This window comes from Microbacterium sp. NPDC028030 (genome assembly GCF_040637855.1).
Classification (GTDB): domain Bacteria; phylum Actinomycetota; class Actinomycetes; order Actinomycetales; family Microbacteriaceae; genus Microbacterium.
In genome coordinates this window covers 643,176-664,348 of record NZ_JBEZXF010000002.1, presented here as the reverse complement: position 1 = coordinate 664,348, position 21,173 = coordinate 643,176, and the positions used below count along the sequence as shown (strand labels likewise).

Below are 21,173 nucleotides of genomic sequence, written 5' to 3'. Positions count from 1 at the left end.
GAGAGACTTTCGACTCATTCCCGACCCCTCCGCGAAAGGTGCAGTGCGCCCTTGGAAATCCCCGTCTGGTTCGAGATCACCTCGATGGTCGTCCTCACGATCATCCTGATCGCCGACCTGCTCCTGATCCGGCTTCGCCCGCACATCCCCTCGACCAAGGAGTCCACGCTCTGGGTCGTCTTCTACGTGGGGCTCGCGCTGCTGTTCGCGGTGCTGCTGGGCAATGTCGGGGGATGGCAGAACGCGGGCGACTTCATCACGGGATGGGCGCTCGAGTACAGCCTCTCGATCGACAACCTGTTCGTCTTCGTGCTGATCATGGCCCAGTTCGCGGTGCCGCGGCGCTTGCAGCAGCAGGTGCTCATGGTCGGCATCATCATCGCGCTCATCCTGCGTGGCCTCTTCATCCTCGCGGGCGTCGCGATCGTCGAGAACTTCTCGCCGATCTTCTACATCTTCGGGGCGTTCCTCATCTACACGGCCATCCGTCAGGCGATGCCGGACGGCGACCACGAGGGCGAGGTGCAGCGCGAGAATTTCATCGTGCGCCTGCTGCGTCGCCGGGTGGACATCAGCGAGACGTACGACGGATCCAAGATCCGCACGACGGTCGACGGCAAGCGCATGTGGACGCCCATGGTCATCGTGTTCATCACGATCGGCGTGACCGACCTGATCTTCGCGATCGACTCGATCCCCGCGATCTTCGAGATCACCACGAACGGCTTCCTGGTGTTCTCTGCCAACATCTTCGCCCTCATGGGCCTGCGTCAGCTGTACTTCCTGCTCGGAGACCTGCTCGACCGTCTGCGCTACCTGCACTACGGCATCGCCGTGATCCTGGGTTTCATCGGCATCAAGCTGATCCTGCACGCCCTGCACGTGAACGAGCTGCCTTTCATCAACGGCGGCCATCACGTCGAATGGGTGCCCGACATCAGCAACATGGTCTCGCTCGGCGTGATCCTGGCGTCGATGACGATCGCCACGATCGCGAGCCTGATCGCGTCGTCGCGTGAGAAGCGGGCGAAGAAGAACGCGGTCGTCAGCGAATAGTCGAGCGGCGGACCTGCGGGCGTGTCAGAAGGCGCGCAGGTTCGCCTGCAGACCGCCGTCTGCGTAGTCCCGTCGCAGGATCCCGCGGCGGCGCAGGATCGGCACGAGTTCGTCGAGCGTGCGGTGCAGCGTGACCGGGTGGAAGTCGCCCCACAGCAGCACGCCGTCGTTGCCCCATTCGCCGAGCTCTTCGATCAGGTCGGCGAACTCGTCCGCGGTGCCGACGAACCCGGTGCGGTCGGCGATCCGGCCGGCACGCGCCAGGGCGGTGAGGTGGGCACGCAGCGGAGCCTGGTCGTCGCGGTCGCCGACCAGGCGTTGGATGCTCCCTCGCGAGACGTGCGCGCCGAAGATCGAAAGGTCGAGGGGCTTGTCGAGGTCGAGCCGGGTCAGGTCGGTCTCGAGGTCGCTGGACTGCTTGCGGGCGATCTGCACGAGCGCGGCGTCATCGGGATGCGCCGACGCGGCGACGATGCGGTCGGCTTCCTCGCTCGACGAGGTGATGACGGGCTGGATGGCGAAGAGGATCTTGACGTCTTCCGGGCGCCGCCCCTTCGCGATCGCGGCGTCGTGCACCTTCGCGCGGTAATCGCGCACGGACTTCTCGTTCAACGGGGCGAGCGCGAGTTGGACGTCGGAGTTCGCTCCGGCGAAGCCGAGTCCTCGCCCCGAGCCGCCGGGGGAGACGATCGCGGGATCCCCGTCCGTGAAGGGCACGGCGTTCAGCGGGCCGTTGAAGGAGAAGTACTCTCCACGGTGCTCGACGGCCCTCAAGCGGGTGCCGTCGGCGAAGACGTCCGTCTCCCGATCGGCGATGAGGGCTCCATCGTCCCAGCTGCGCCAGAGCGCGCGGACGCCCGCCAGCCATTCCTCCGCACGGTCGTATGCCTCGTCGTGGCCGAGCTGAGGGGCGTCAGAGAAGTGACGGGAGCTCCCGGTGTCCGTCACGACGTTCAGACCGAGGCGATGTCCGCTGAGGTGCTGAAGCGTCGCGAACTGACGAGCGGCCGTGTAGGGGAGGTACGCGGCCGGGTTCACCGTCGGCACGACGCCCAGGTGCCGCGTCGCCTGGAACAGGTACGGGGCGAGCAGGAGCGGATCGTGCTTCGGTCCGCCGAACGCGTGTCGCACGCGCAGGTCGATCGTCGACGGGGACCCCAGCGACGGCGCGTCCTCGATGATCACGAGGTCGAACCCGGCCTGCTCGAGCGTGCGCGCCGCGTCCTGGTACACCTCGGGACGCGTCCAGTCGTAGTCCCAGTCGAGCGACGGATAGCCCCAGCCCTGTGGTCCGAAGCCGCGCGCGAGGAACCACCCGAAGTGCTGGGGCCGGCTCATGCGACCGTCTCCCGCACGGCCTGGAGCACCTGTGCGAGGTCGAAGATGAGGTCCTCGACGTCTTCGATGCCGATCGACAGTCGCAGCGTCCCCTGGCGCACGCCGAGTATCGCGCGCTCTTCCTCCGTCCGCTGGGCGTGACTGGTCGTGCCCGGATGCAGCACCAGGGAACGCACGTCCCCGATGTGGGTCATGTGGGTGAACACCTGGACGTTCTCGACGAAGCGCCGTGCGGCGGGCAGACCTCCGCGGAGGGTGAACGTGAAGATGGAGCCGTAGCCGCCGTCGAGGTATCGCGTACCCGTCTGGTGGTCGGGGTGCGACGGCAGCCCGATGTAATCGACGCTCTCGACGGCCTCGTGCTCCTCCAGCCACCGGGCGACCAGGAGAGCGTTGCGGGACTGCCGTTCGACACGCAATCCGAGGGTTTCGACGCCCTGACCAATCAAGAAGGCGTTGAGCGGCGAAGGAGAGGCGCCGAATCGCGGGGCGACCGACTCTCGGGCGTACGCGATCCGTGCACGCCCTCCGTGACGCGCGAACACGCTCGGCGTATCGCCGCGGCCCGGCAGCACGAGGTGGGGCGCGTTGTGGCCGGCGTGCTCGGCGTCGAAGCGCCCGTCGTCGACGATCACTCCGCCGAGCACGGAACCGTGTCCGGCGAGGAACTTCGACGCGGAGTGGACGACGATCGCTGCGCCGTGTTCGAGCGGACGCAGCAGCGCCGGCGTCGCGAGCGTGTTGTCGACGATCAGCGGAATGGCCGACTCGTCGGCGATGTCAGCGATGGCCCGCACGTCGAGGACGTCGTTGCGCGCATTGGCGAGGGATTCCGCGAACAGGGCACGGGTGTTCGGGCGGATCGCCGCACGCCAGGCCGCCGGGTCTGCGATGTCGTCGACGAACGTGGTCTCGATGTCGAGGCGGGCGAGGTTGTCGAGGAAGAGCCCCCGCGTGCCTTCGTAGATGTGCGTGGACGAGACGATGTGATCGCCGGCGCCTGCGACCGTGAGCAGGGCGGTGGCCACTGCGGCCTGTCCGCTCGCGACGAGCACGGCGTCTGCACCGGACTCGAGGGAGGCGAGCTGGCGCTCCACGGCGCGGACGGTGGGGTTGCCGGTGCGGGTGTAGCCGAACCCGGATCCTGTGCCGAAGTGATCGGCCGCATGCTCGAAGTCGTCGAACTCGAAGCCCGCCGTCAGGTAGATCGGCGTCGCACGCGACGACGCCGTCTCACGGCTGCGCGCCGCGTGGACCGCGCGGGTGGCGAAGCGGGCGGTGTCGACGGTCATGCGGTGCCTCTCGGTCGTTCGGTGCTCAACAGAGTGTCATGTCGGGTCGGAGCACGTCCGCGCGGTGGTAATCTGACGTCATGCGGACCGTGCTCCTTCTTCTTAGCGGCCGCGGCGAGACCTCGATCTAGAGCCCCTCCTCGTCGCGGAGTCCATCGTGGGCCGAACCGCCAGCCACAGGAGACACGCAATGACCACCCCCGCACACGGTGCCGATTCCGCACGCCGCAGGACGCTCGCCGAGAAGGTCTGGGACGACCACCTCGTCGTCAAGGGCGAGAACGGCGAGCCCGACCTCATCTACATCGACCTGCACCTCGTGCACGAGGTCACCAGCCCCCAGGCCTTCGACGGTCTGCGCAGCGAAGGGCGGCCGCTGCGCCGCCTCGACCTGACGATCGCGACCGAAGACCACAACACCCCGACCTGGGAGATCGACAAGCCGATCGCCGACCTGACCAGCCGCACGCAGATCGAGACCCTCCGCCGCAATGCCGCCGAGTTCGGGGTGCGCCTGCACTCGCTGGGCGACGCGGAGCAGGGTATCGTGCATGTCGTCGGACCCCAGCTCGGTCTGACCATGCCCGGCATCACGGTCGTGTGCGGCGACTCGCACACCTCCACCCACGGTGCGTTCGGTGCGATGGCGTTCGGCATCGGCACGAGCGAGGTCGAACACGTCATGGCCACCCAGACGCTGCCGCTCAAGCCGTTCAAGACGATGGCGATCAACGTCGAGGGCACCCTGCGCCCCGGCGTCACGGCGAAGGACATCATCCTCGCGGTGATCGCGAAGATCGGCACCGGAGGGGGCCAGGGCTACGTGCTCGAGTACCGCGGCAGTGCGATCCGCGCCCTCTCGATGGAGGGCCGCATGACGATCTGCAATATGTCGATCGAAGCGGGAGCCCGTGCCGGCATGGTCGCGCCGGACGAGACGACGTTCGCGTACCTCGAGGGCCGTCCGCACGCGCCGAAGGGGCAGGACTGGGACGACGCCGTCGCTTACTGGCGCACGCTGCCGACAGACGAGGGCGCCACGTTCGACGCGGAGGTCTTCATCGACGCCGACGAGTTGGAGCCCTTCGTCACCTGGGGCACCAACCCGGGTCAGGGCAGTTCGCTGTCGTCCGCGGTGCCGAACCCGGCCGAGATCGCCGACCCGAATGAGCGCGCCGCCGCCGAGCGCGCGCTGGAGTACATGGACCTCACGCCGGGCACGCCTCTCAAGGAGGTGCCGGTCGACGCCGTGTTCATGGGCTCGTGCACGAACAGCCGCATCGAGGATCTCCGCGCGTTCGCGTCGATCATCCAGGGGAAGAAGAAGGCCGACGGTGTTCGCGTCATGGTCGTCCCCGGCTCCGCCAGGGTCAGGCTGGAGGCCGAGGCGGAGGGTCTGGACCAGGTCATCAAGGACTTCGGCGCGGAGTGGCGGTTCGCCGGCTGCTCGATGTGTCTGGGGATGAACCCCGACCAGCTCGCCCCGGGGGAGCGCTGCGCCTCGACGTCGAACCGCAACTTCGAGGGCCGACAGGGCAAGGGCGGTCGCACGCACCTGGTCTCACCGCTCGTCGCCGCGGCGACCGCGATCCGCGGCACGCTGTCCAGCCCGAGCGATCTGACGGAAGGGTTCTGAATCATGGAGAAGTTCACCACTCACACGGGCATCGCCGCTCCGCTGAAGCGCTCGAACGTCGATACGGACCAGATCATCCCCGCCGTCTTCCTGAAGCGCGTCACGAAGACCGGTTTCGAAGATGCGCTGTTCCACGGTTGGCGGCAGGACCCGGAGTTCGTGCTCAATCAGGCGCCGTTCCAGGGGGCGTCGGTCCTCGTCGCCGGGCCTGATTTCGGCACCGGATCGAGCCGTGAGCACGCCGTCTGGGCGCTGCGGGACTTCGGCTTCAAGGTCGTTCTCAGCCCCCGGTTCGCGGACATCTTCCGAGGCAACTCCGGCAAGCAGGGTCTGCTCGCAGCGACGATCTCGGAAGCGGATCTCGAGCGGTTCTGGGCCGAGATCGACCGGAATCCCGGCGTTCAGATGACGGTCGACCTCGAGGCGCGCATCGCCTCGATCGGCGACATCCAGGCCGAGATCGGGATCGACGATTACACTAGATGGCGGCTCCTCGAAGGGCTCGATGACATCGGGCTCACGCTGCGCAATGAAGACAAGATCGCGCAGTTCGAGGCCCGTCGCGAGTCGTGGCGGCCTCGGACCCTTCCCGTTCAGTAGACGGAGGGGGCGGGGGAGCCAGGGGCAACCCGCCCCCGAAATCCGTTGATGAAGTGAGGCTCCGAATGACGACACCTGTGCGCGACGCTCTCCCGGACGGAGTCCCTGCACTCACCGGAGACGTCCTCGCCATTCGAGGCGGACGCCCGCTGCGAGGACGCGTCGACGTCAAGGGTGCGAAGAACCTCGCGACCAAGGCCATGGTCGCCTCGCTTCTGGGCGAGACGGTGAGCACCCTGCGCGACGTGCCGGCGATCAGCGATGTCGCCGTCGTGCGCTCGCTGCTCGAGGTGCACGGCGTCCGCGTGTCCGAGGGCGACGAGCCGGGGTCGCTCGTCTTCGACCCGAGCGACGTCGAGTCCGCCCACTTCGAGGAGATCGACGCGCATGCCGGGGCCTCCCGCATCCCGATCCTCTTCTGCGGACCGCTGCTGCATCGCCTCGGCCAGGCGTTCATCCCCGACCTCGGCGGATGCCGCATCGGCGATCGCCCGATCGACTTCCACCTCGACGCGCTGCGCAAGTTCGGGGCGATCGTCGAGAAGCTCCCGAGCGGCATCCGTCTCTCGACCGGGGGCACCCGCCTCCACGGCGCGAACATCCACCTGCCGTACCCGAGCGTCGGTGCGACCGAGCAGGTGCTGCTCACGGCCGTCCGGGCGCAGGGCGTCACGGAGCTGCGCAACGCGGCCATCGAGCCGGAGATCATGGACCTGATCGCCGTGCTGCAGAAGATGGGCGCCATCATCTCGTACGAGCCCAACCGGGTCATCGTGATCGAGGGTGTCGAGAAGCTGCGCGGCTACGACCACCGCTCGATCTTCGACCGCAACGAAGCAGCGTCCTGGGCATCCGCCGCACTCGCGACGGATGGCGAGATCTTCGTCGGCGGTGCCAAGCAGCAGGAGATGCTGACGTTCCTCAACGTCTTCCGCAAGGCTGGTGGCTGGTTCGACATCCAGGAGGACGGCATCCTGTTCCGCCGCGACGGAGAGATCAAGCCCGTCGTGATCGAGACCGACGTGCACCCGGGGTTCATGACCGACTGGCAGCAGCCGCTCGTCGTGGCGCTGACGCAGGCGCACGGCCGCTCGGTCGTGCACGAGACCGTGTACGAGAACCGGATGGGCTTCACGGAGGCTCTGGTCAAGATGGGAGCCGACATCGTCGTGCACCCTCGAGGACTGCAGGACGGTCCCCGGCGCGTTCCGCGTCGTGACCTGGAGCAGGCCGCGGTCATCACCGGACCGACGCCGCTGCACGGCGCCGACATCGTGGTGCCCGACCTCCGTGGCGGATACAGCCACATCATCGCGGCGCTCACCGCCACCGGCGAGTCGAAGGTGTCTGGCGTCGACATCCTCAGCCGAGGCTACGAGAAGTTCCTCGCCAAGCTCGACGCGCTCGGCGCCGACTTCGACGTCATCCGGTGAGCCGGATGGCAAGACGGTCGACGGAGACGACGCGGCCGAGCGTGTTCTGGCCGCTCGCGGCTCTGGTGATCCCGCCGGTCGCGCTGATCGCGAAGATCCGGGTGCGCGGTGCGGAGAAGCTCCCTCAGGAGGGTGCCTTCATCCTCGCGCCGAACCACTACTCGGAGTTCGATCCTCTTGTGGTGGCGGTCGCGGTCTGGCGGATCGGTCGTGCCCCGCGCTTCATGGCCAAGGAGAGCCTGTTCAAGGTTCCCGTGCTCGGGTGGTTCCTTCGCCGCACCGGGATGATCCCGGTGGCCCGCACCTCGTCGGCGGCGTCTGCACGTCAGACGATGGTGCAGTCGCAGGAGCTCGTCGAGCATGGTCGCGGTGTGATCGTGTACCCCGAGGGCACGCTCACCCGGGATCCGGATCTGTGGCCGATGCGCGGCAAGTCCGGAGCGGTGCGCCTCGCCTTGGCCGACGGCATCCCGTTGATCCCGATGGCGCAGTGGGGCACGCAGGCCATCATGGGCCGATACCAGAAGGGGCTCAGCCTCTGGCCGCCGCGCAAGCCCGTCCAGGTTCTCGTCGGCGATCCCGTCGACGTGTCGGACCTGCGTGGACGTGCGAGCGAGCCCGCCGCGCTCACGGAGGCCACGAACCGCCTCATGAACGCGATCACGGCGCTTCTCGAAGAGCTGCGCGACGAGAAGGCACCCGCTGAGCGGTGGAACCCCGCGAGCCATGGCCAGAAGGAGACCGGACGCCTTGACTCCTAAGAGAACCGTTGCCGTCGGACCGCGGGTCACGGTCATCGGCGCGGGCAGCTGGGGGACGACCTTCGGCAAGATCCTCGCGGACGGCGGCGCCCAGGTGACGATGTGGGCTCGCCGAGCCGAGCTGGCGCAGGAGATCAACGAGGCCAAGCGCAACTCGCGCTACCTCCCGGGGATCAACCTGCCGCGAACCATGGCCGCGACACATGAGCTCGCCACCTCGCTCGACGGCGTCGACCAGGTGTATCTCTCCGTGCCGAGCCAATCGCTGCGCGAGAACCTGAAGGCGCTGCGCCCGCTGCTCGCCGAGAGCGACGCGAAGATCATCAGCCTCATGAAGGGCGTCGAGCGCGGTACCGGATTGCGCATGAGCCAGGTGATCCAGCAGGAACTGCGATGTGACCCCGATCGCATCGCGGTGGCGTCGGGGCCGAACCTCGCGCTGGAGATCGCCCGCGAGCAGCCGACGGCCGCCGTCATCTCCTCGCGCAGCCAGGAGACCGCCGAGATCGTCGCGAGAGCGGCCCGCAACGGCTATTTCCGCACGTTCGTGAACACCGACGTGATCGGCACCGAATTCGGCGGTGTGCTCAAGAACCTGATCGCCGTCGCGATCGGCATCGTCGACGGCGTCGGTTACGGAGAGAACACGAAGGCCTCGATCATCACGCGCGGACTCGTCGAGATGACGGACTTCGCCGTGGCGAACGGCGCCCACCCCGAGACGCTTCAGGGCCTCGCCGGCCTCGGCGACCTGATCGCGACCTGCCAGTCGCCCCTGAGTCGTAATAACACGGCCGGACGCCTGCTGGGCCAGGGATACAGCTTCCAGGACGTCGTGAAACAGATGCAGCAGACTGCGGAGGGCCTGGCGTCGGTCGCACCGATCCTGCAGCTCGCGCGCGAGGCCGAGGTCGACATGCCCATCGTCGAGCAGGTCAAGATGGTGCTCGACGGCAAGATGGATCCCCGCGACATCGCACCCCACCTGACGACGGACGACGACACCCCGCAGGGTGAGAGGACCAACCATGGACAAGCAGACGGTGGTGGTGCTCTTCGGCGGGCGCTCCAGCGAGCATTCGATCAGTTCCGCAACGGCGGGGGGCGTGCTGGGAGCGATTGATCGCGACCGCTACGCCGTGATCCCGGTGGGGATCACCCGCGAGGGCGCCTTCGTCCTCGAAGACGACGATCCCGCGAAGTTCCCGCTCGACGCCGCCCACCTCCCCGAGGTCGTCGACAACGGCACCCGTGTGCGATGGCCGGAGCCGGGTGGCGACCGCACCCTCCGCGTCGTGCAGGTCGACGGGGCCGTCGATGATCTCGGCGATATCGATGTGGTCCTGCCCATTCTCCACGGACCGCACGGCGAAGACGGCACCATCCAGGGATACTTCGACACCCTCGAGGTCCCGTATGCGGGCGGCGGAGTGCTCGACTCCGCGCTGTGCATGGACAAGCACTTCATGAAGATCGCTCTGCAGGCCGCCGGCATCTCCGTGGCGCCATGGGTGACCGTGCGCCGCAAGGACTGGGACGGCGACCAGGGCGAAGTGCGCACGCGCGCTGCGGCGCTCGGCCTGCCGCTTTTCGTCAAGCCGGCGCGGGCGGGCTCGAGTGTCGGCGTCTCGAAGGTCGAGTCCCCCGAAGAGCTCGACGCCGCACTCGCGGTCGCGTTCGCGGAAGACGACAAGGTGCTCATCGAGAGCGGAGTGAGCGGACGCGAGATCGAGGTCGCGGTGCTCGAGAGCACACAGGGCGTCAGGGCGTCGCTCCCCGGTGAGATCGTGCTCACTTCTCGGGGCTTCTACGACTTCGAGGGCAAGTACCTCGGTGGCGACGGCGTCGACGTGGTGTGCCCGGCGGAACTGACCGAGTCCGAGGTCGCGGCGATCCAAGACGCGGGCGTCCGCGCGTTCGAGGCAGTCGACGGTCGCGGTCTCGCCCGGGTCGACATGTTCCTGACTCCGACCGGCGAACTCGTGGTCAACGAGCTGAACACGATGCCGGGCTTCACGCCGATCTCGATGTTCCCGAAGTGCTGGGTGGCGTCGGGAATGAGCTACGGCGAGCTGATCACCGAGCTCATCGAGGCGGGTCTGCGGCGCTGAGAGCAGTTTCCCGCGGGTTCAGCCCGCGGGGAACTCCACGCGGTCCGTGCACTTCGCCGTCGCGGGTGCGAGGCCGGACTGGATGCTGGTGGAGAGCGAGTCCACGATCGACTGGAAGTCGATCTGCTCGCCGCGTCGGATGTTCACCTCGACCGCGGGGTCGCGGCCGTAGGTGACGAGGCGCTGACGTTCCTTCTCCTGTTCGAGCACGAGCCAGTCGACACCGCCCAGGGTGGTGCAGACGAGGGCGGACGGAGCCGGCGGCTCGACGCCGCAGCGCAACGCGATGGTGGTGGGCTCACCCCACGCGCCGGTGGCCTGGGCATCCGTCCACACGCGGTCGAAGCCCGCCACGTTGTCCGGGAGCAAGACGGAGACAGAGGCGCAGGCGGGGTTGTCCGCATCGTCCGCAGGCTCGAGGTGCACGGTCGTCGAGCATCCGGCGAGGGCTGCGGAGAGGATCACCGCGCCTGCGAGGGCAGCGAGGCGACGGGAACGAGGCATGCTTCCAGGCTACCTTTGACAGCATGCTCTCCCGACCCGACGACGATGATCCACGCCTGGGCGATGTCTCCGAGGGGCGGATCCTCCAGGCGATCCTGAGCCGCACCTCGCGGGCGGCTCACGCCCTCATCGGCCCCGGAGACGATGCTGCGGTGCTCGCGGCGCCGTCGGGGTCGGTGGTGGCGACGACGGACACGCTGGTGCACGGCCCTGACTTCCGGCTCGCGTGGTCCACCGGCTACGACCTCGGCTGGAAGGCCGCGGCCGTGAACCTCGCCGACGTCGCGGCGATGGGTGCGCGGCCGACGGCATTGCTGGTCGCGCTGGCCGTGCCGCGTGATCTCCGACTCTCGTTCGTGGAGCGGCTCGCCGACGGCTTCCGTGAGGCCTGTGACGCTCTGGCCCCTGGGTGCGCGGTCATCGGCGGTGACCTCACGGTGTCCGATGTGCTGACGATCGCGGTCACGGCGCTCGGCGACCTCGAGGGGCGTGCTCCGGTCACGCGGTCTGGTGCGCGTCCGGGCGATGTCGTGGCGGTCGCGGGTGAGCTCGGTCTCGCCGCGCACGGGCTCGCGGTCCTGTTCGGGCGGTTCCGCGACGGTGACGTTCCGGTCGCCGTCGACGTCACGACATTGGCACCGGGGGAGAGTGCGGCACTCTCCGCACAGCTGCGGCCCTCTCCTCCGATCGGTCTCGGCGCGGTGGCGGCGATGGCCGGAGCGACCGCGATGATGGACATCTCCGACGGGCTCGCGCTCGATGCGCGGCGGATGGCGGCGGCATCCGGAGTCACGATCGCCCTCGACGGAGCGTCTCTGGGGGCCACGCCCGATCGTGCCCTGGCAGGCGGCGAGGATCATGCGCTGCTCGCGACGTTCGCCGAGGACGCGCTGCCGCCGGGGTTCCGCATGATCGGACGCGTGCGCTCACGGGAGGAGCACGACCTGCTGTGCGACGATCTGCCGGTGGACGTCAGCGGCTGGGATCCCTACCGGGACTGGGACGCGGTCGGCGGCTGATCCTCGGCGGGCTCGGCCCACCACAGGGCCGTGTCGCCGTAGGCCTTCTCGCGGAACTGCTCCAACCCCGCGGCAGCGAAGTCGGGGGGCGTCGATCGTCGCGCCCGCTCGACGACCACGACGGCATCGGCGGAGAGGAGCGGGGCGAGCGCGACGAGATCCGCGGTCATCGCCCCGTCGTCGAGATCGTAGGGCGGATCGGTGAACACGAGGTCGAAGGGGCCGGACGCTCTCTGCAGGAAGGTGTGGACCGGGATCTCGTGCACGCGCCCGGGTGGCAGGGCTCCGGCCTTCGCGACGACCGCGGCGTTGCGCCGGACGATGGCTGCGGCCTGGCGCCCTCGCTCGACCAAGTCGACGCTCTTCGCCCCGCGGCTCAGGGCCTCGAGCCCGAGTGCCCCCGACCCGGCGTACAGGTCGAGCACCCTGGCTCCGGCGATCGCGCTCAGCGACTCGAGTGCGCCGAAGAGCGATTCGCGTACGCGGTCGCTCGTCGGTCGGGTGCCGGCACCGGGGACCTCGAGTCGTGCGCCCCGGGCGGCTCCTGCGATGATCCTCGTCACCCGTTCACGATACGACAGGACGGATGTCCGAGGTGTCGGTCCCTGTCCCTAGACTCGGAACATGTCGCTCACGCTCGATTCCTCGTTGGAGGACGCGCTCGGTGCGGCGTCCGCGAAGACGCTCGGGCGGGCATTCGGCATGCAGAGCGTCGGCGATCTGCTCTCCCATTACCCTCGCCGTTACGCCGATCCTGGCGAGCTCACGCCGATCAGGGATCTGCCGTTGGGCGAGACGGTGACCATCGTCGCCGAGGTGCTGTCGTCGAGCTTCCGTCGGATGCGCAACCGACCGGGTGCGATGGTCGACGTCGTGATCGGCGACGGCATCGGGCGCATGTCCCTGACCTTCTTCGCCAAGAACGTCGGCGCGGCGGAGTGGCGCTCGAAAGATCTGGCGGTGGGCCGTCGCGGGGTGTTCTCCGGCAAGGTCGGCGAGTTCAACGGCGTCACGCAGTTCGCTCATCCGGAGTACGAGCTCTTCGACGACGAAGACGCGGCGCGGCGCAGTGCGGATGCGCGTGCGGCAGTGCCGATCCCGATCTACCCGGCCACGTCGACCATCCAGACCTGGCAGATCGCTCGGCTCATCGGACGAGTGCTCGACGACCTCGTCGAGGTTCCCGATCCATTGACGGGCGAGATCAGAGAACGGGACGAGCTGCTCACGGCGGGCGCGGCGCTCGAGTTGATCCACCGACCTCGCACCCGCAACGACATCGATCCTGCAGTGCGGACGTTGCGTATGCACGAGGCACTCACGCTGCAGACGGCTCTGCTCCAACAGCGTGATGCGGTTCGCGCGCTGTCCGCGACCTCGCGCCCTGCCGGGGCCGGTGGGCTCCTCGAGCGTTTCGACGCGGCGATGCCGTACACGCTCACGCCCGACCAGGAGACGGTGGGCGGCCAGATCGCCGAGGACCTCATCGGCGCGTGGCCGATGAACCGCCTGGTCCAGGGAGAAGTCGGGTCGGGCAAGACGCTCGTCGCGCTGCGCGCGATGCTGCAGGTCGCCGAGAGCGGCGGTCAGTCGGCGTTGATCGCTCCCACCGAGGTGCTGGCGGGGCAGCATCTGCGTTCGATCGCGAAGATGCTCGGCCCCGAGTTGGCGCCCCTGCTCATGCCGACGTTGCTCACGGGGCAGATGCCTGCTGCCGAGCGGCGCAAGGCTGCGCTGCGGGTCGCATCCGGTCAGGCGCTCATCGTCGTCGGCACCCACGCGCTGCTGGGGGAGAAGACGACGTTCGCAGACCTCGGCCTGGTCGTCGTCGACGAGCAGCATCGGTTCGGTGTCGAGCAACGTGAGGCGCTGCGGGCGAAGGGTTCCAGCCCCCACGCTCTGGTGCTCACGGCGACGCCGATCCCACGGACGGTGGCGATGACCGTGTTCGGCGATCTCGACACCTCGGTCATCCGCACGATGCCGGCCGGCCGCGCGGGGATCGAGTCCTTCGTCGCGCCTCTGGCGGAACACCCGGGATGGTTCAACCGTGTCTGGGAGCGTGCGGCCGAAGAGATCGCGAAGGGGCGGCAGGTCTTCGCGGTGTGCGCCGCCATCGACACGACCAAGAAGACGGCCGAGGTGGGGGAGCAGGCCGCGCTCGCGCCCGAGAATGGCAACGGTCCGCGCTGGGGAGTGGTGCAGCTCGACGAGGCACTGGCGACGCATCCCACTCTGGGAACCGTCCGCCGCGCGGTGCTGCACGGGCGGATGCCGGCGGAGGAGAAGGATGCCGTCATGCAGGCGTTCGCACGCGGCGACATCGACCTCCTCCTGGCGACGACGGTGATCGAAGTCGGCGTCGACGTCCCGAACGCCTCCACGATGATCGTGCTCGATGCGGACCGCTTCGGGGTCTCGCAGCTGCATCAGCTCCGCGGGAGGGTGGGCCGTGGCGGTGTTCCCGGCCTCTGCCTGCTCGTCACGGAGGCGGAGTCGGGGTCGCTCGCGCGCGACCGTGTCGACGCCGTCGCCGCGACCCTCGACGGATTCGCCCTCGCCGAGGTCGACCTCGAACTGCGGGGAGAGGGCGATGTCCTGGGCGCTGCGCAGGCGGGCGTCCGCTCGTCGTTGAAGCTCCTCCGGGTCGTGAAAGACGCCGGTCTCATCACACGGGCCCGCGAGATCGCGGAGGCGATCCTCGCGCGCGACCCGGCGCTCGACGAGCACGCCGGCCTGCGCGAGGCCATCGCCCGCCGGGTGAGCGACGACGATCGGGCAGCCCTGGCGAAGAACTGACCCGTTCCTCGTGTGCCCTAGGCTGGTCGCATGAGCAGCAGGATCGCCGTCGTCCCGGGTTCCTTCGATCCGCCCACCCTGGGTCACCTCGATGTGATCCGCCGTGCGGCGGCCCTGTACGACGAGCTGCACGTGCTGGTCGTGCACAACCCGGGCAAAGAGGCCATGCTGCCGATCGCCCAGCGGTTGTCGCTCCTGGAGCGGTCGATCGCAGACGACGGCATGGCGGGGGAGATCGTGGTCGGCTCCTGGAGCATGGGTCTGCTGGTCGACTATGCGCGCGATGTGGGTGCAGGTGTGCTCGTGAAGGGCATCCGGTCGCAGATCGATGTCGCCTACGAATCCCCGATGGCGATCGTCAACCGGCACCTCGCCGGCATCGAGACGGTGTTCCTCCTGCCCGATCCATCGCACGCCATGGTCTCGAGCTCCCTCGTTCGCCAGGTCGCATCCCTCGGCGGCGATGTGACGCCGTTCGTCCCACCCGCCGTCGCGGAGTTCCTCGACACCGGCGGTCGCGGTATCTGAGCCGGTTGCCTGAATGCGCGGTCAGAGCGACCGTGGATGACGGCCGGTAGCATGGAATGGTGCGCTCTCGAATGAACGGTCCTTTCGTGCTCCCCGTCCGTGACATCGTCCGGCGTCCGGGGGAGATGCGCGAACACGAGTTCTCCGTCGCCCTCAAGGAGTCCTGGGGCGAGGGCATCGTCACGTTCGAAGCCGGTTCCGAGATGGATCTGGATGTCCGCCTGGAGTCCGTCCACGAAGGCATCCTGGTGTCGGGAACAGCCGATGCGGAGTACGTCGGCGTGTGCGGAAGATGCCTGATCGACATCGCCCGGCCCGTCGAAGTCGAGTTCCAGGAGCTTTTCGCGTATCCTGGTGAGGAAGAAACTGACTTCGAGGTTCAAGACGACCACGTGGATCTTGAAACTCTGGTCAGGGATGCGGCCGTACTGGCCCTTCCTTTTCAGCCGGTGTGTCAGCCGGATTGCCCGGGTCTCGACCCGAAAACGGGTGAACGGCTGACCGTGAGCACCGGAACGGAGCAGGCCGCTCCCATCGATCCTCGGTGGAGTGCGCTCCAGAACATCACAGACCAAGACGGCACGGAAGAATCTCGTGCCGCCGAGAAAGAAGAGAGCTAGTCATGGCTGGTAACCCCCCGAAGCGCAAGGTTTCCCGTTCGAACACCCGCTCGCGCCGCGCGCAGTGGAAGGCGGCTCCGGTCGCCCTCGTGAAGACCATCGAGAACGGTCAGGTCGTCTACAGCCGCCCTCACCAGGCGAAGGTCGTCACCGACTCCCAGGGCACCGAGCTCTTCCTCGAGTACAAGGGCCGCAAGGTCGCCGACGTCTGAGTCGCGTACTGTGACGGAGGTCCCCGGGGGGACGAGACCTCTCCCAGAGAAGCTCCGCGTCGACATCGACGCGGAGCTTCTGGAGTTGGCTCTGACTCACCGGTCCTACGCGTATGAGCACGGCGGCATCCCGCACAACGAGCGCCTCGAGTTCCTCGGCGACTCCGTGCTCGGACAAGCCGTCACCGTGATGCTCTTCACGACGCACCCCGACCTCGACGAGGGGGAACTGGCGAAGCGGCGCGCGAGCGTCGTGTCGACGGTCGCCCTCGCCGAGGTGGCCAGGGGTATCGATCTGGGTAGCCATCTGCTGCTCGGACGCGGTGAGGAGCAGACCGGAGGGCGCGACAAGGATTCGATCCTCGCCGACACGATGGAAGCCGTGATCGGCGCCACATACCTCTCCGCCGGTCCCGACGCGGCGACCGACCTCGTGCTGCGGTTGACGAAACCCCTCCTCGCGGACCCGGAGCGCTACGGTGCGGCGATGGATCCGAAGACGAGTCTGCAGGAACTCGCCGCGCGTGTCGGCGCCACCCCGCCGGAGTATTCGGTCCAGGCCAGCGGTCCCGATCACGACCGCCGGTTCACCGCGACCGTGGCAGTGGGCGATGTGCGCATGACGGGTACCGGCAGCAGCAAGAAGACCGCGGAGATGGCGGCGGCACTCAGCGCCTGGCGCACTCTCAGCGACCGTGCCTGAGCTTCCCGAGGTCGAGGTCGTCCGAGCCGGCCTGGCACCGGCCGTCGTCGGATCGATGATCACCGCAGTCAGCGTGTTCGACGAGCGTGCGCTCACACGCCATGCCGCGGGCGCGGCGGACTTCGTCTCTCGGCTGGAAGGCCGTTCCTTCACAGCGGCATCCCGTCGCGGGAAGTTCCTCTGGCTTCCGCTGGATGACAGGGAGTCGGCCCTGATCGCGCACCTCGGGATGAGTGGTCAGATGCTCCTACGTGCGCCGGGCGCCGAGGCGGAGCGACACGAGCGCGTGCGTATCGGGATCGAGCATCCCGCTCACGGCGAGCTCGCCGTCGTGTTCGCAGACCAGCGGACGTTCGGCTCCCTCGCGGTCGATGCGCTGGTCGAGGACGGAGGCTCCCTCGTGCCGAGCCAGGTGCGTCATATCGCGCGGGACCCGTTGGACGACGCCTTCGACGACCGCGCTTTCCTGGCCTCTCTGTCGCGCCGCCGGAGTGCGATCAAGAGGGTGCTCCTCGACCAGGGCCTGGTGAGCGGGATCGGGAACATCTACGCCGACGAGTCCCTGTGGGCGGCACGCATCCATCCGGAGACCTCCGCCGACAGGCTCTCGACCGTCGCTGCGAACAGGCTGCTCGCAGAGGTCCGCCTCGTCCTCACCAAGGCGTTGGCCGAGGGCGGCACCAGCTTCGACGCCCAGTACGTCAACGTCAACGGACAGGCCGGGTATTTCGCCAGGGAACTGCGTTCATATGGCAGGACTGGCTTACCTTGTCCGAGATGCGGCACGCCGATCGTGCGAGAGAAATTCATGAACCGCTCGAGCCACTTCTGCCCCAAGTGCCAGCGTAGGTCGAAGCGATAAGGAAGCGCCGGTACTCCCAGGTCCGAGGCTGGAAATCTCGGCCAGCATCGAGCCACGAGTTCGTTCGAGACCGACCTGATGACCTCCCTATCCACCGTCGTGACCATCAGCGGCTGTGACGACGATGGCCCCCTGCGCGGCTCCAGTGCCGCCGTCAGCATGATCGACGAGGAGGACGACGAGCACGAGGTCGACTCGCTGTCCAGGTGATCTCCCGACGCCCTACTCGGCCGCGCTGACGCCGGCGACGGCGTGCGCGCCGACACGACGGTCTTGGCGGGGCTGCGGAGAAAATCGTCGAGGCGCACGAGGACGACCGCGTGGTTGGCGTCACGGTCGTCATCGACTGGGCGTTCATCGAGCCCGCAGGCCCAGAGCGAAGCCCGCCAGGGAGGGCCTGCCTGCCAGGAAGGCCCGCGCAATCTCGAAGGCATGCTCGTCCGCGGGCTTTGAGGTCTGGCAGGAGCCGAGGACGAACCTGCCAACGAGCCAGCTGGCGAGCTCAAGAAGTGCGCGAGCGCCGAGGGTCGCCGAGGTCACCGGTAATCCGGCTCCGTTCAAGCCGTGCCCAAGGACGACGCCTCGAGCAACGGACTCGAACGCTTCCGCGAACGATGTCAGTGGCTACGTTGATGATTGAACGGCCGCATAACTTGAGAGGACCACCAAATGAACGTGTACCCCACAGTCCACAACCAGCGCGACTCGTTCGGCCTGCCGGTGTATGAAGCACGTGGGGGAGAGCTCTATCCCACGGTGCACAACAATCGCGATTCTTTCGGACTGCCCACCTATGAGATCCGCGGAGTTCAGCTCTATCCGACCGTCCACAACTCGAAGGACTCTTTCGGATTGCCGGCATATGAGATCCGCGGGCAGCAGCTGTACCCGACGATTCATAACTCGCGTCACGTGTTCGGCCTGCCCGTGTTCGAACTGCGGGCTTGATCCTTCGGGTCCGGTCGGCCGGCCAGGCCGCTCGCCGCGCCGCTGTCGAACACCTAAACATGCCGGTCGAGGACTTGTCTGATGTCTGGCTCGGTGTGGAATAGATGCCCATCGAGCCGATTGGACTTGGCCAGCTCTTTTATCCAATCGTGGGACGTGCCCTCGGCACCGTTGCCGTTCGTTCACTTGAGCAGCCTGATGGAGGGCACGGTTCCGGAACCTCGGAGGACGTCCAAAAAGCACCTCACGCGGCCCTGCGGGAACGATCACGGTGATGCCCTGTAAACCACTTAGACTCCGGTGCGTGGGCTAGGAGCTCAGCGCGAACAGCTCGGACTCGTCTATACCCAGTGCTTCGCACATTGCAGACAGATGCTTCGGATCATTAGCACGAATGAGCAAGAAGAGCGACCTGAGCACCACCGTTGCCTCACTTGGATCGATCATCGCTGAGACATTTCCTTCTTCGTTGTGCGAGTAAGCATGCAGGTAGCGTTCGACGTGGGTGCGGATATTCGTGTCATCCACCGCATCGATCGCCGCCTTCATGCCGAGGTGAAACTTGCCGATGTGTTGCGGGAAGCGGAAGCTGAGGAATGCCTCCAGCATCTTCCGCGCTGCGTTGGGCGCGAGAGCGAGGAGGTCCATGCGCGCGGCCAAGCTGAGATCGGGCTTCGCATCGATGACCGACGTCGCCACACGCGCGAACAGGAAGTGGTAGAGCGACCGAAGCCTGCTGGACTGCCGGGGATCAGAAGTCCAGGGATCAAGCTCGGGAGCGCGACGGGGTGCGGCGGACCCTGCGCGTCGATGTCGCATACGAATCTCGTGGATGGTGTATCCGCCGAGGACGTGTCGCCCGGCACCTTCGAGCTGGACCACCCACTGCCGGAACAACTCGAAGTTGTGCGTGAGCAAGAAGACTTGACTGGCGTAGGTGTGCTCCACGAGTGCAGACCATAGGAACGACGAGATCCCGAAGAGGATCCCCTCGTCCATGCTCGACACTGGATCGTCGATCACCACGATGGGTGCGTCGCCGGCTAGAACCCCTTCTCGGATGCTCGCGAGAAAGTGCAGGAGCGCGATGGCAGTCCGCTCTCCTTCGCTCAGATGGGTGGCGGGGAAGCCCGACCGTTCAATTCGGTACTGCTTGCCATCGTCGCTCGGCGTGAAGGCGAGCTCCGAACGACCAAGCAGGCGCGCCACACTCGCCGTCAGCTCGGCAGCTTGCGGGACCGGGTCAGCATCGAGGTTGCTGAGCGTGATGATTCTTTGGCCAAGTTCTCGCAGCTCATCCTCAAGGGACGTTGCCTTCTCGCTCAGTTCGCGAGCTAAACTCGCGAGCCGGTCATACTCGTCGGCGAATACCCTGACTCGGGACAGCTCGACTCGGCGAGCAGCCGCCGAAGCTTCTTTCTCATGCGCGAGACGGCGCGTTTCGTGTGTAGCGACCACCTCGGCGACAGCGCGAAGGGTCGGCGTGTCCGTCTTAGTGAGATCCTGTTCTGGAACGGCAAAAGGGTTCGATCTCTTGGCGTTGAGAAGGCCCTCAACCTCGGAGACGACCCGCTGGTAGCGGTCGACTCGGTCTTGGACCTCGCTCCGTGCCGTCCGCAACGCTCCCGCCAGGTCGGGGTAAAGATCGCCGTCGCGAGGCATGCTGTCCGCGAGTTTGGTCGCGCTCTGCCTGCATTCCTTCAAGTGAGCAAGCTGGGTGTCGATGCGGGCTTGCAGGTCCGTCACAGACCGATCGAAGTGAGCCGCGAGCGCGGCTCGACGCTCCGGTGAGATCTCATTGCCGCAAAACAGGCATTCAGTTTCGTGTTCATGAAGTTGCAGGCCGCGCTGAACCCACTCGGCTCCGGTGGCATTCTCGGCGAGCTGATCGAGAGGTCGCGATGTGACGTCGGCTTTCAGAAGCGCTTGTGACTCTCGAAGGATCTCGTCGACGCTCGTCAGGCTTCCTCCGAAAAGTGCTGTGTACGAGCGGGGTGCGCTCGATGTGGCTAGTCCTCTGTCGGCCGCGACGTCAGTTGATGCTGAGTCGAAGCCTGTCCGGTCGCCAGCCAGCAGGTTGCGTACGTTTCTGCGGGTATAGGTGTTCGTTCCGCGATAGGTGGCGACGGGGGAACTGCGTAGGTCGTCGACAATATGTCCGGCGACCTCTGTCATGCGTCGTTCGACCTCCGCTTCGGCGGTCTTAGCAGCAACTCGTGCTTCGGCGGCCTTGGGCTCGATCTCGGCTCTGCGGCGCTCCACTTCAGCCAGCTCGAGCTCCGCGTCGACGTTCGCCTTGCCCAGCGTAAGGAGGCTGTCGGAGCGCGGGCCCTGGCTGTCATCGAACCGCAGGTTCTCACGGACATACTCCGCGTTGAAAACCTGAACGCGGCTCCAGAACCCCTCGGTCGCATGCGTCACCGTGCTTTCGATGCCGTCGATGGACGCTGCGAGCTCGAGCTGTGCCCGTGCAGCCGCGGCATCTGATGCTGCGCAGGATCGTAGAAGACTAGCGAGAGTGCTCTTCCCGCTGCCGTTAGTTCCATAGAGCAGATTGACCCGGGCGAAGTTATTCGCCCGCCGGTCATCGGTCCAGCGCTGAAAGACGCGATAGTCGTGGACTTTGCGGATGCGGGTGATCGTTGCCTTCGTCACGGTTCTCCAGTGCAGCAGGGTTGTTGGTATGAGGCTAGCGCGCAGTCGACGACGTCAACGTGCGTGGTCAGCTCCCGGGCGTGCTATCCGGTAGAA

21 protein-coding genes are annotated in these 21,173 nt (G+C 67.1%); 16 read left to right on the top strand and 5 right to left on the bottom strand.

Features of this window, described 5'->3' with window-relative positions:
- Positions 1-51: 51 nt before the first annotated feature.
- Complete coding sequence (locus AB0E56_RS12080; protein WP_359799208.1) at positions 52-1,056, top strand: TerC/Alx family metal homeostasis membrane protein; 1,005 nt, start codon at positions 52-54, stop codon at positions 1,054-1,056.
- 24 nt (positions 1,057-1,080) lie between these two features.
- Here the strand turns inward: AB0E56_RS12080 and AB0E56_RS12075 are convergent, their stop codons facing one another.
- Complete coding sequence (locus AB0E56_RS12075; RefSeq protein ID WP_359799205.1) at positions 1,081-2,394, bottom strand: LLM class flavin-dependent oxidoreductase; 1,314 nt, start codon at positions 2,392-2,394, stop codon at positions 1,081-1,083.
- On the bottom strand, positions 2,391-3,686 hold the full coding sequence (locus tag AB0E56_RS12070; RefSeq protein ID WP_359799203.1) for a PLP-dependent transferase: 1,296 nt from the start codon (positions 3,684-3,686) through the stop codon (positions 2,391-2,393). The genes AB0E56_RS12075 and AB0E56_RS12070 overlap by 4 nt, the downstream gene beginning before the upstream one ends.
- Before the next feature lie 190 nt (positions 3,687-3,876).
- On the opposite strand from AB0E56_RS12070, the gene leuC reads away from it, so the two are divergent.
- The 6 genes from leuC to AB0E56_RS12040 all read left to right on the top strand — a co-directional run bounded on the left by leuC (position 3,877) and on the right by AB0E56_RS12040 (position 10,227).
- The gene (gene leuC, locus AB0E56_RS12065) at positions 3,877-5,322 is read left to right on the top strand and encodes a 3-isopropylmalate dehydratase large subunit (RefSeq protein ID WP_359799201.1); all 1,446 of its coding nucleotides are present in this window, start codon (positions 3,877-3,879) and stop codon (positions 5,320-5,322) included.
- 3 nt (positions 5,323-5,325) lie between these two features.
- Positions 5,326-5,922, top strand: coding sequence for a 3-isopropylmalate dehydratase small subunit (gene leuD, locus AB0E56_RS12060; RefSeq protein ID WP_359799199.1), 597 nt, complete (start codon positions 5,326-5,328; stop codon positions 5,920-5,922).
- A 65-nt stretch (positions 5,923-5,987) separates the two neighbouring features.
- Positions 5,988-7,355, top strand: a complete 1,368-nt coding sequence (gene murA, locus AB0E56_RS12055) for a UDP-N-acetylglucosamine 1-carboxyvinyltransferase (protein ID WP_359799197.1) — start codon at positions 5,988-5,990, stop codon at positions 7,353-7,355.
- A complete protein-coding gene (locus tag AB0E56_RS12050; RefSeq protein WP_359799196.1) occupies positions 7,352-8,116 on the top strand; it encodes a lysophospholipid acyltransferase family protein in 765 nt (254 codons plus the stop codon). The genes murA and AB0E56_RS12050 overlap by 4 nt, the downstream gene beginning before the upstream one ends.
- Positions 8,106-9,239, top strand: coding sequence for an NAD(P)H-dependent glycerol-3-phosphate dehydrogenase (locus AB0E56_RS12045; protein ID WP_359799194.1), 1,134 nt, complete (start codon positions 8,106-8,108; stop codon positions 9,237-9,239). Before AB0E56_RS12050 ends, AB0E56_RS12045 begins: the two co-directional genes overlap by 11 nt.
- Complete coding sequence (locus AB0E56_RS12040; RefSeq protein WP_359799192.1) at positions 9,145-10,227, top strand: D-alanine--D-alanine ligase family protein; 1,083 nt, start codon at positions 9,145-9,147, stop codon at positions 10,225-10,227. Before AB0E56_RS12045 ends, AB0E56_RS12040 begins: the two co-directional genes overlap by 95 nt.
- Positions 10,228-10,245: 18 nt before the next feature.
- On the opposite strand, the gene AB0E56_RS12035 is transcribed toward AB0E56_RS12040, so the two are convergent.
- On the bottom strand, positions 10,246-10,731 hold the full coding sequence (locus AB0E56_RS12035; RefSeq protein WP_359799191.1) for a DUF3515 family protein: 486 nt from the start codon (positions 10,729-10,731) through the stop codon (positions 10,246-10,248).
- Between the two features lie 23 nt (positions 10,732-10,754).
- Between AB0E56_RS12035 and thiL the strand changes: the two genes are divergently transcribed.
- The gene (gene thiL / locus AB0E56_RS12030) at positions 10,755-11,750 is read left to right on the top strand and encodes a thiamine-phosphate kinase (RefSeq protein WP_359799189.1); all 996 of its coding nucleotides are present in this window, start codon (positions 10,755-10,757) and stop codon (positions 11,748-11,750) included.
- Here thiL and rsmD read toward each other — a convergent pair.
- Positions 11,720-12,313, bottom strand: a complete 594-nt coding sequence (gene rsmD, locus AB0E56_RS12025) for a 16S rRNA (guanine(966)-N(2))-methyltransferase RsmD (protein ID WP_359799188.1) — start codon at positions 12,311-12,313, stop codon at positions 11,720-11,722. The two genes, thiL and rsmD, sit on opposite strands and share 31 nt — an antisense overlap.
- A 61-nt stretch (positions 12,314-12,374) precedes the next feature.
- On the opposite strand from rsmD, the gene AB0E56_RS12020 reads away from it, so the two are divergent.
- From AB0E56_RS12020 to AB0E56_RS11985, 8 genes are all read left to right on the top strand, one after another.
- Positions 12,375-14,549, top strand: coding sequence for an ATP-dependent DNA helicase RecG (locus tag AB0E56_RS12020; RefSeq protein ID WP_359799186.1), 2,175 nt, complete (start codon positions 12,375-12,377; stop codon positions 14,547-14,549).
- A 30-nt stretch (positions 14,550-14,579) separates the two neighbouring features.
- Positions 14,580-15,077 carry a pantetheine-phosphate adenylyltransferase gene (gene coaD, locus AB0E56_RS12015; RefSeq protein ID WP_359799185.1) on the top strand — a complete coding sequence of 166 codons (498 nt, stop codon included), beginning with the start codon at positions 14,580-14,582 and terminating at the stop codon, positions 15,075-15,077.
- A 71-nt stretch (positions 15,078-15,148) separates the two neighbouring features.
- Complete coding sequence (locus AB0E56_RS12010) at positions 15,149-15,697, top strand: DUF177 domain-containing protein (RefSeq protein ID WP_359799183.1); 549 nt, start codon at positions 15,149-15,151, stop codon at positions 15,695-15,697.
- Between the two features lie 2 nt (positions 15,698-15,699).
- Positions 15,700-15,909, top strand: coding sequence for a 50S ribosomal protein L32 (gene rpmF / locus AB0E56_RS12005; RefSeq protein ID WP_017830754.1), 210 nt, complete (start codon positions 15,700-15,702; stop codon positions 15,907-15,909).
- 10 nt (positions 15,910-15,919) lie between these two features.
- Positions 15,920-16,612 carry a ribonuclease III gene (gene rnc, locus AB0E56_RS12000; RefSeq protein WP_359799180.1) on the top strand — a complete coding sequence of 231 codons (693 nt, stop codon included), beginning with the start codon at positions 15,920-15,922 and terminating at the stop codon, positions 16,610-16,612.
- The gene (mutM, locus tag AB0E56_RS11995) at positions 16,605-17,474 is read left to right on the top strand and encodes a bifunctional DNA-formamidopyrimidine glycosylase/DNA-(apurinic or apyrimidinic site) lyase (RefSeq protein WP_359799179.1); all 870 of its coding nucleotides are present in this window, start codon (positions 16,605-16,607) and stop codon (positions 17,472-17,474) included. The genes rnc and mutM overlap by 8 nt, the downstream gene beginning before the upstream one ends.
- 78 nt (positions 17,475-17,552) lie before the next feature.
- A complete protein-coding gene (locus AB0E56_RS11990; RefSeq protein ID WP_359799177.1) occupies positions 17,553-17,684 on the top strand; it encodes a hypothetical protein in 132 nt (43 codons plus the stop codon).
- Between the two features lie 459 nt (positions 17,685-18,143).
- Positions 18,144-18,422, top strand: coding sequence for a hypothetical protein (locus tag AB0E56_RS11985; protein ID WP_359799175.1), 279 nt, complete (start codon positions 18,144-18,146; stop codon positions 18,420-18,422).
- A 309-nt stretch (positions 18,423-18,731) separates the two neighbouring features.
- On the opposite strand, the gene AB0E56_RS11980 is transcribed toward AB0E56_RS11985, so the two are convergent.
- A complete protein-coding gene (locus tag AB0E56_RS11980; RefSeq protein ID WP_359799173.1) occupies positions 18,732-21,077 on the bottom strand; it encodes an AAA family ATPase in 2,346 nt (781 codons plus the stop codon).
- Positions 21,078-21,173 lie beyond the last annotated feature (96 nt).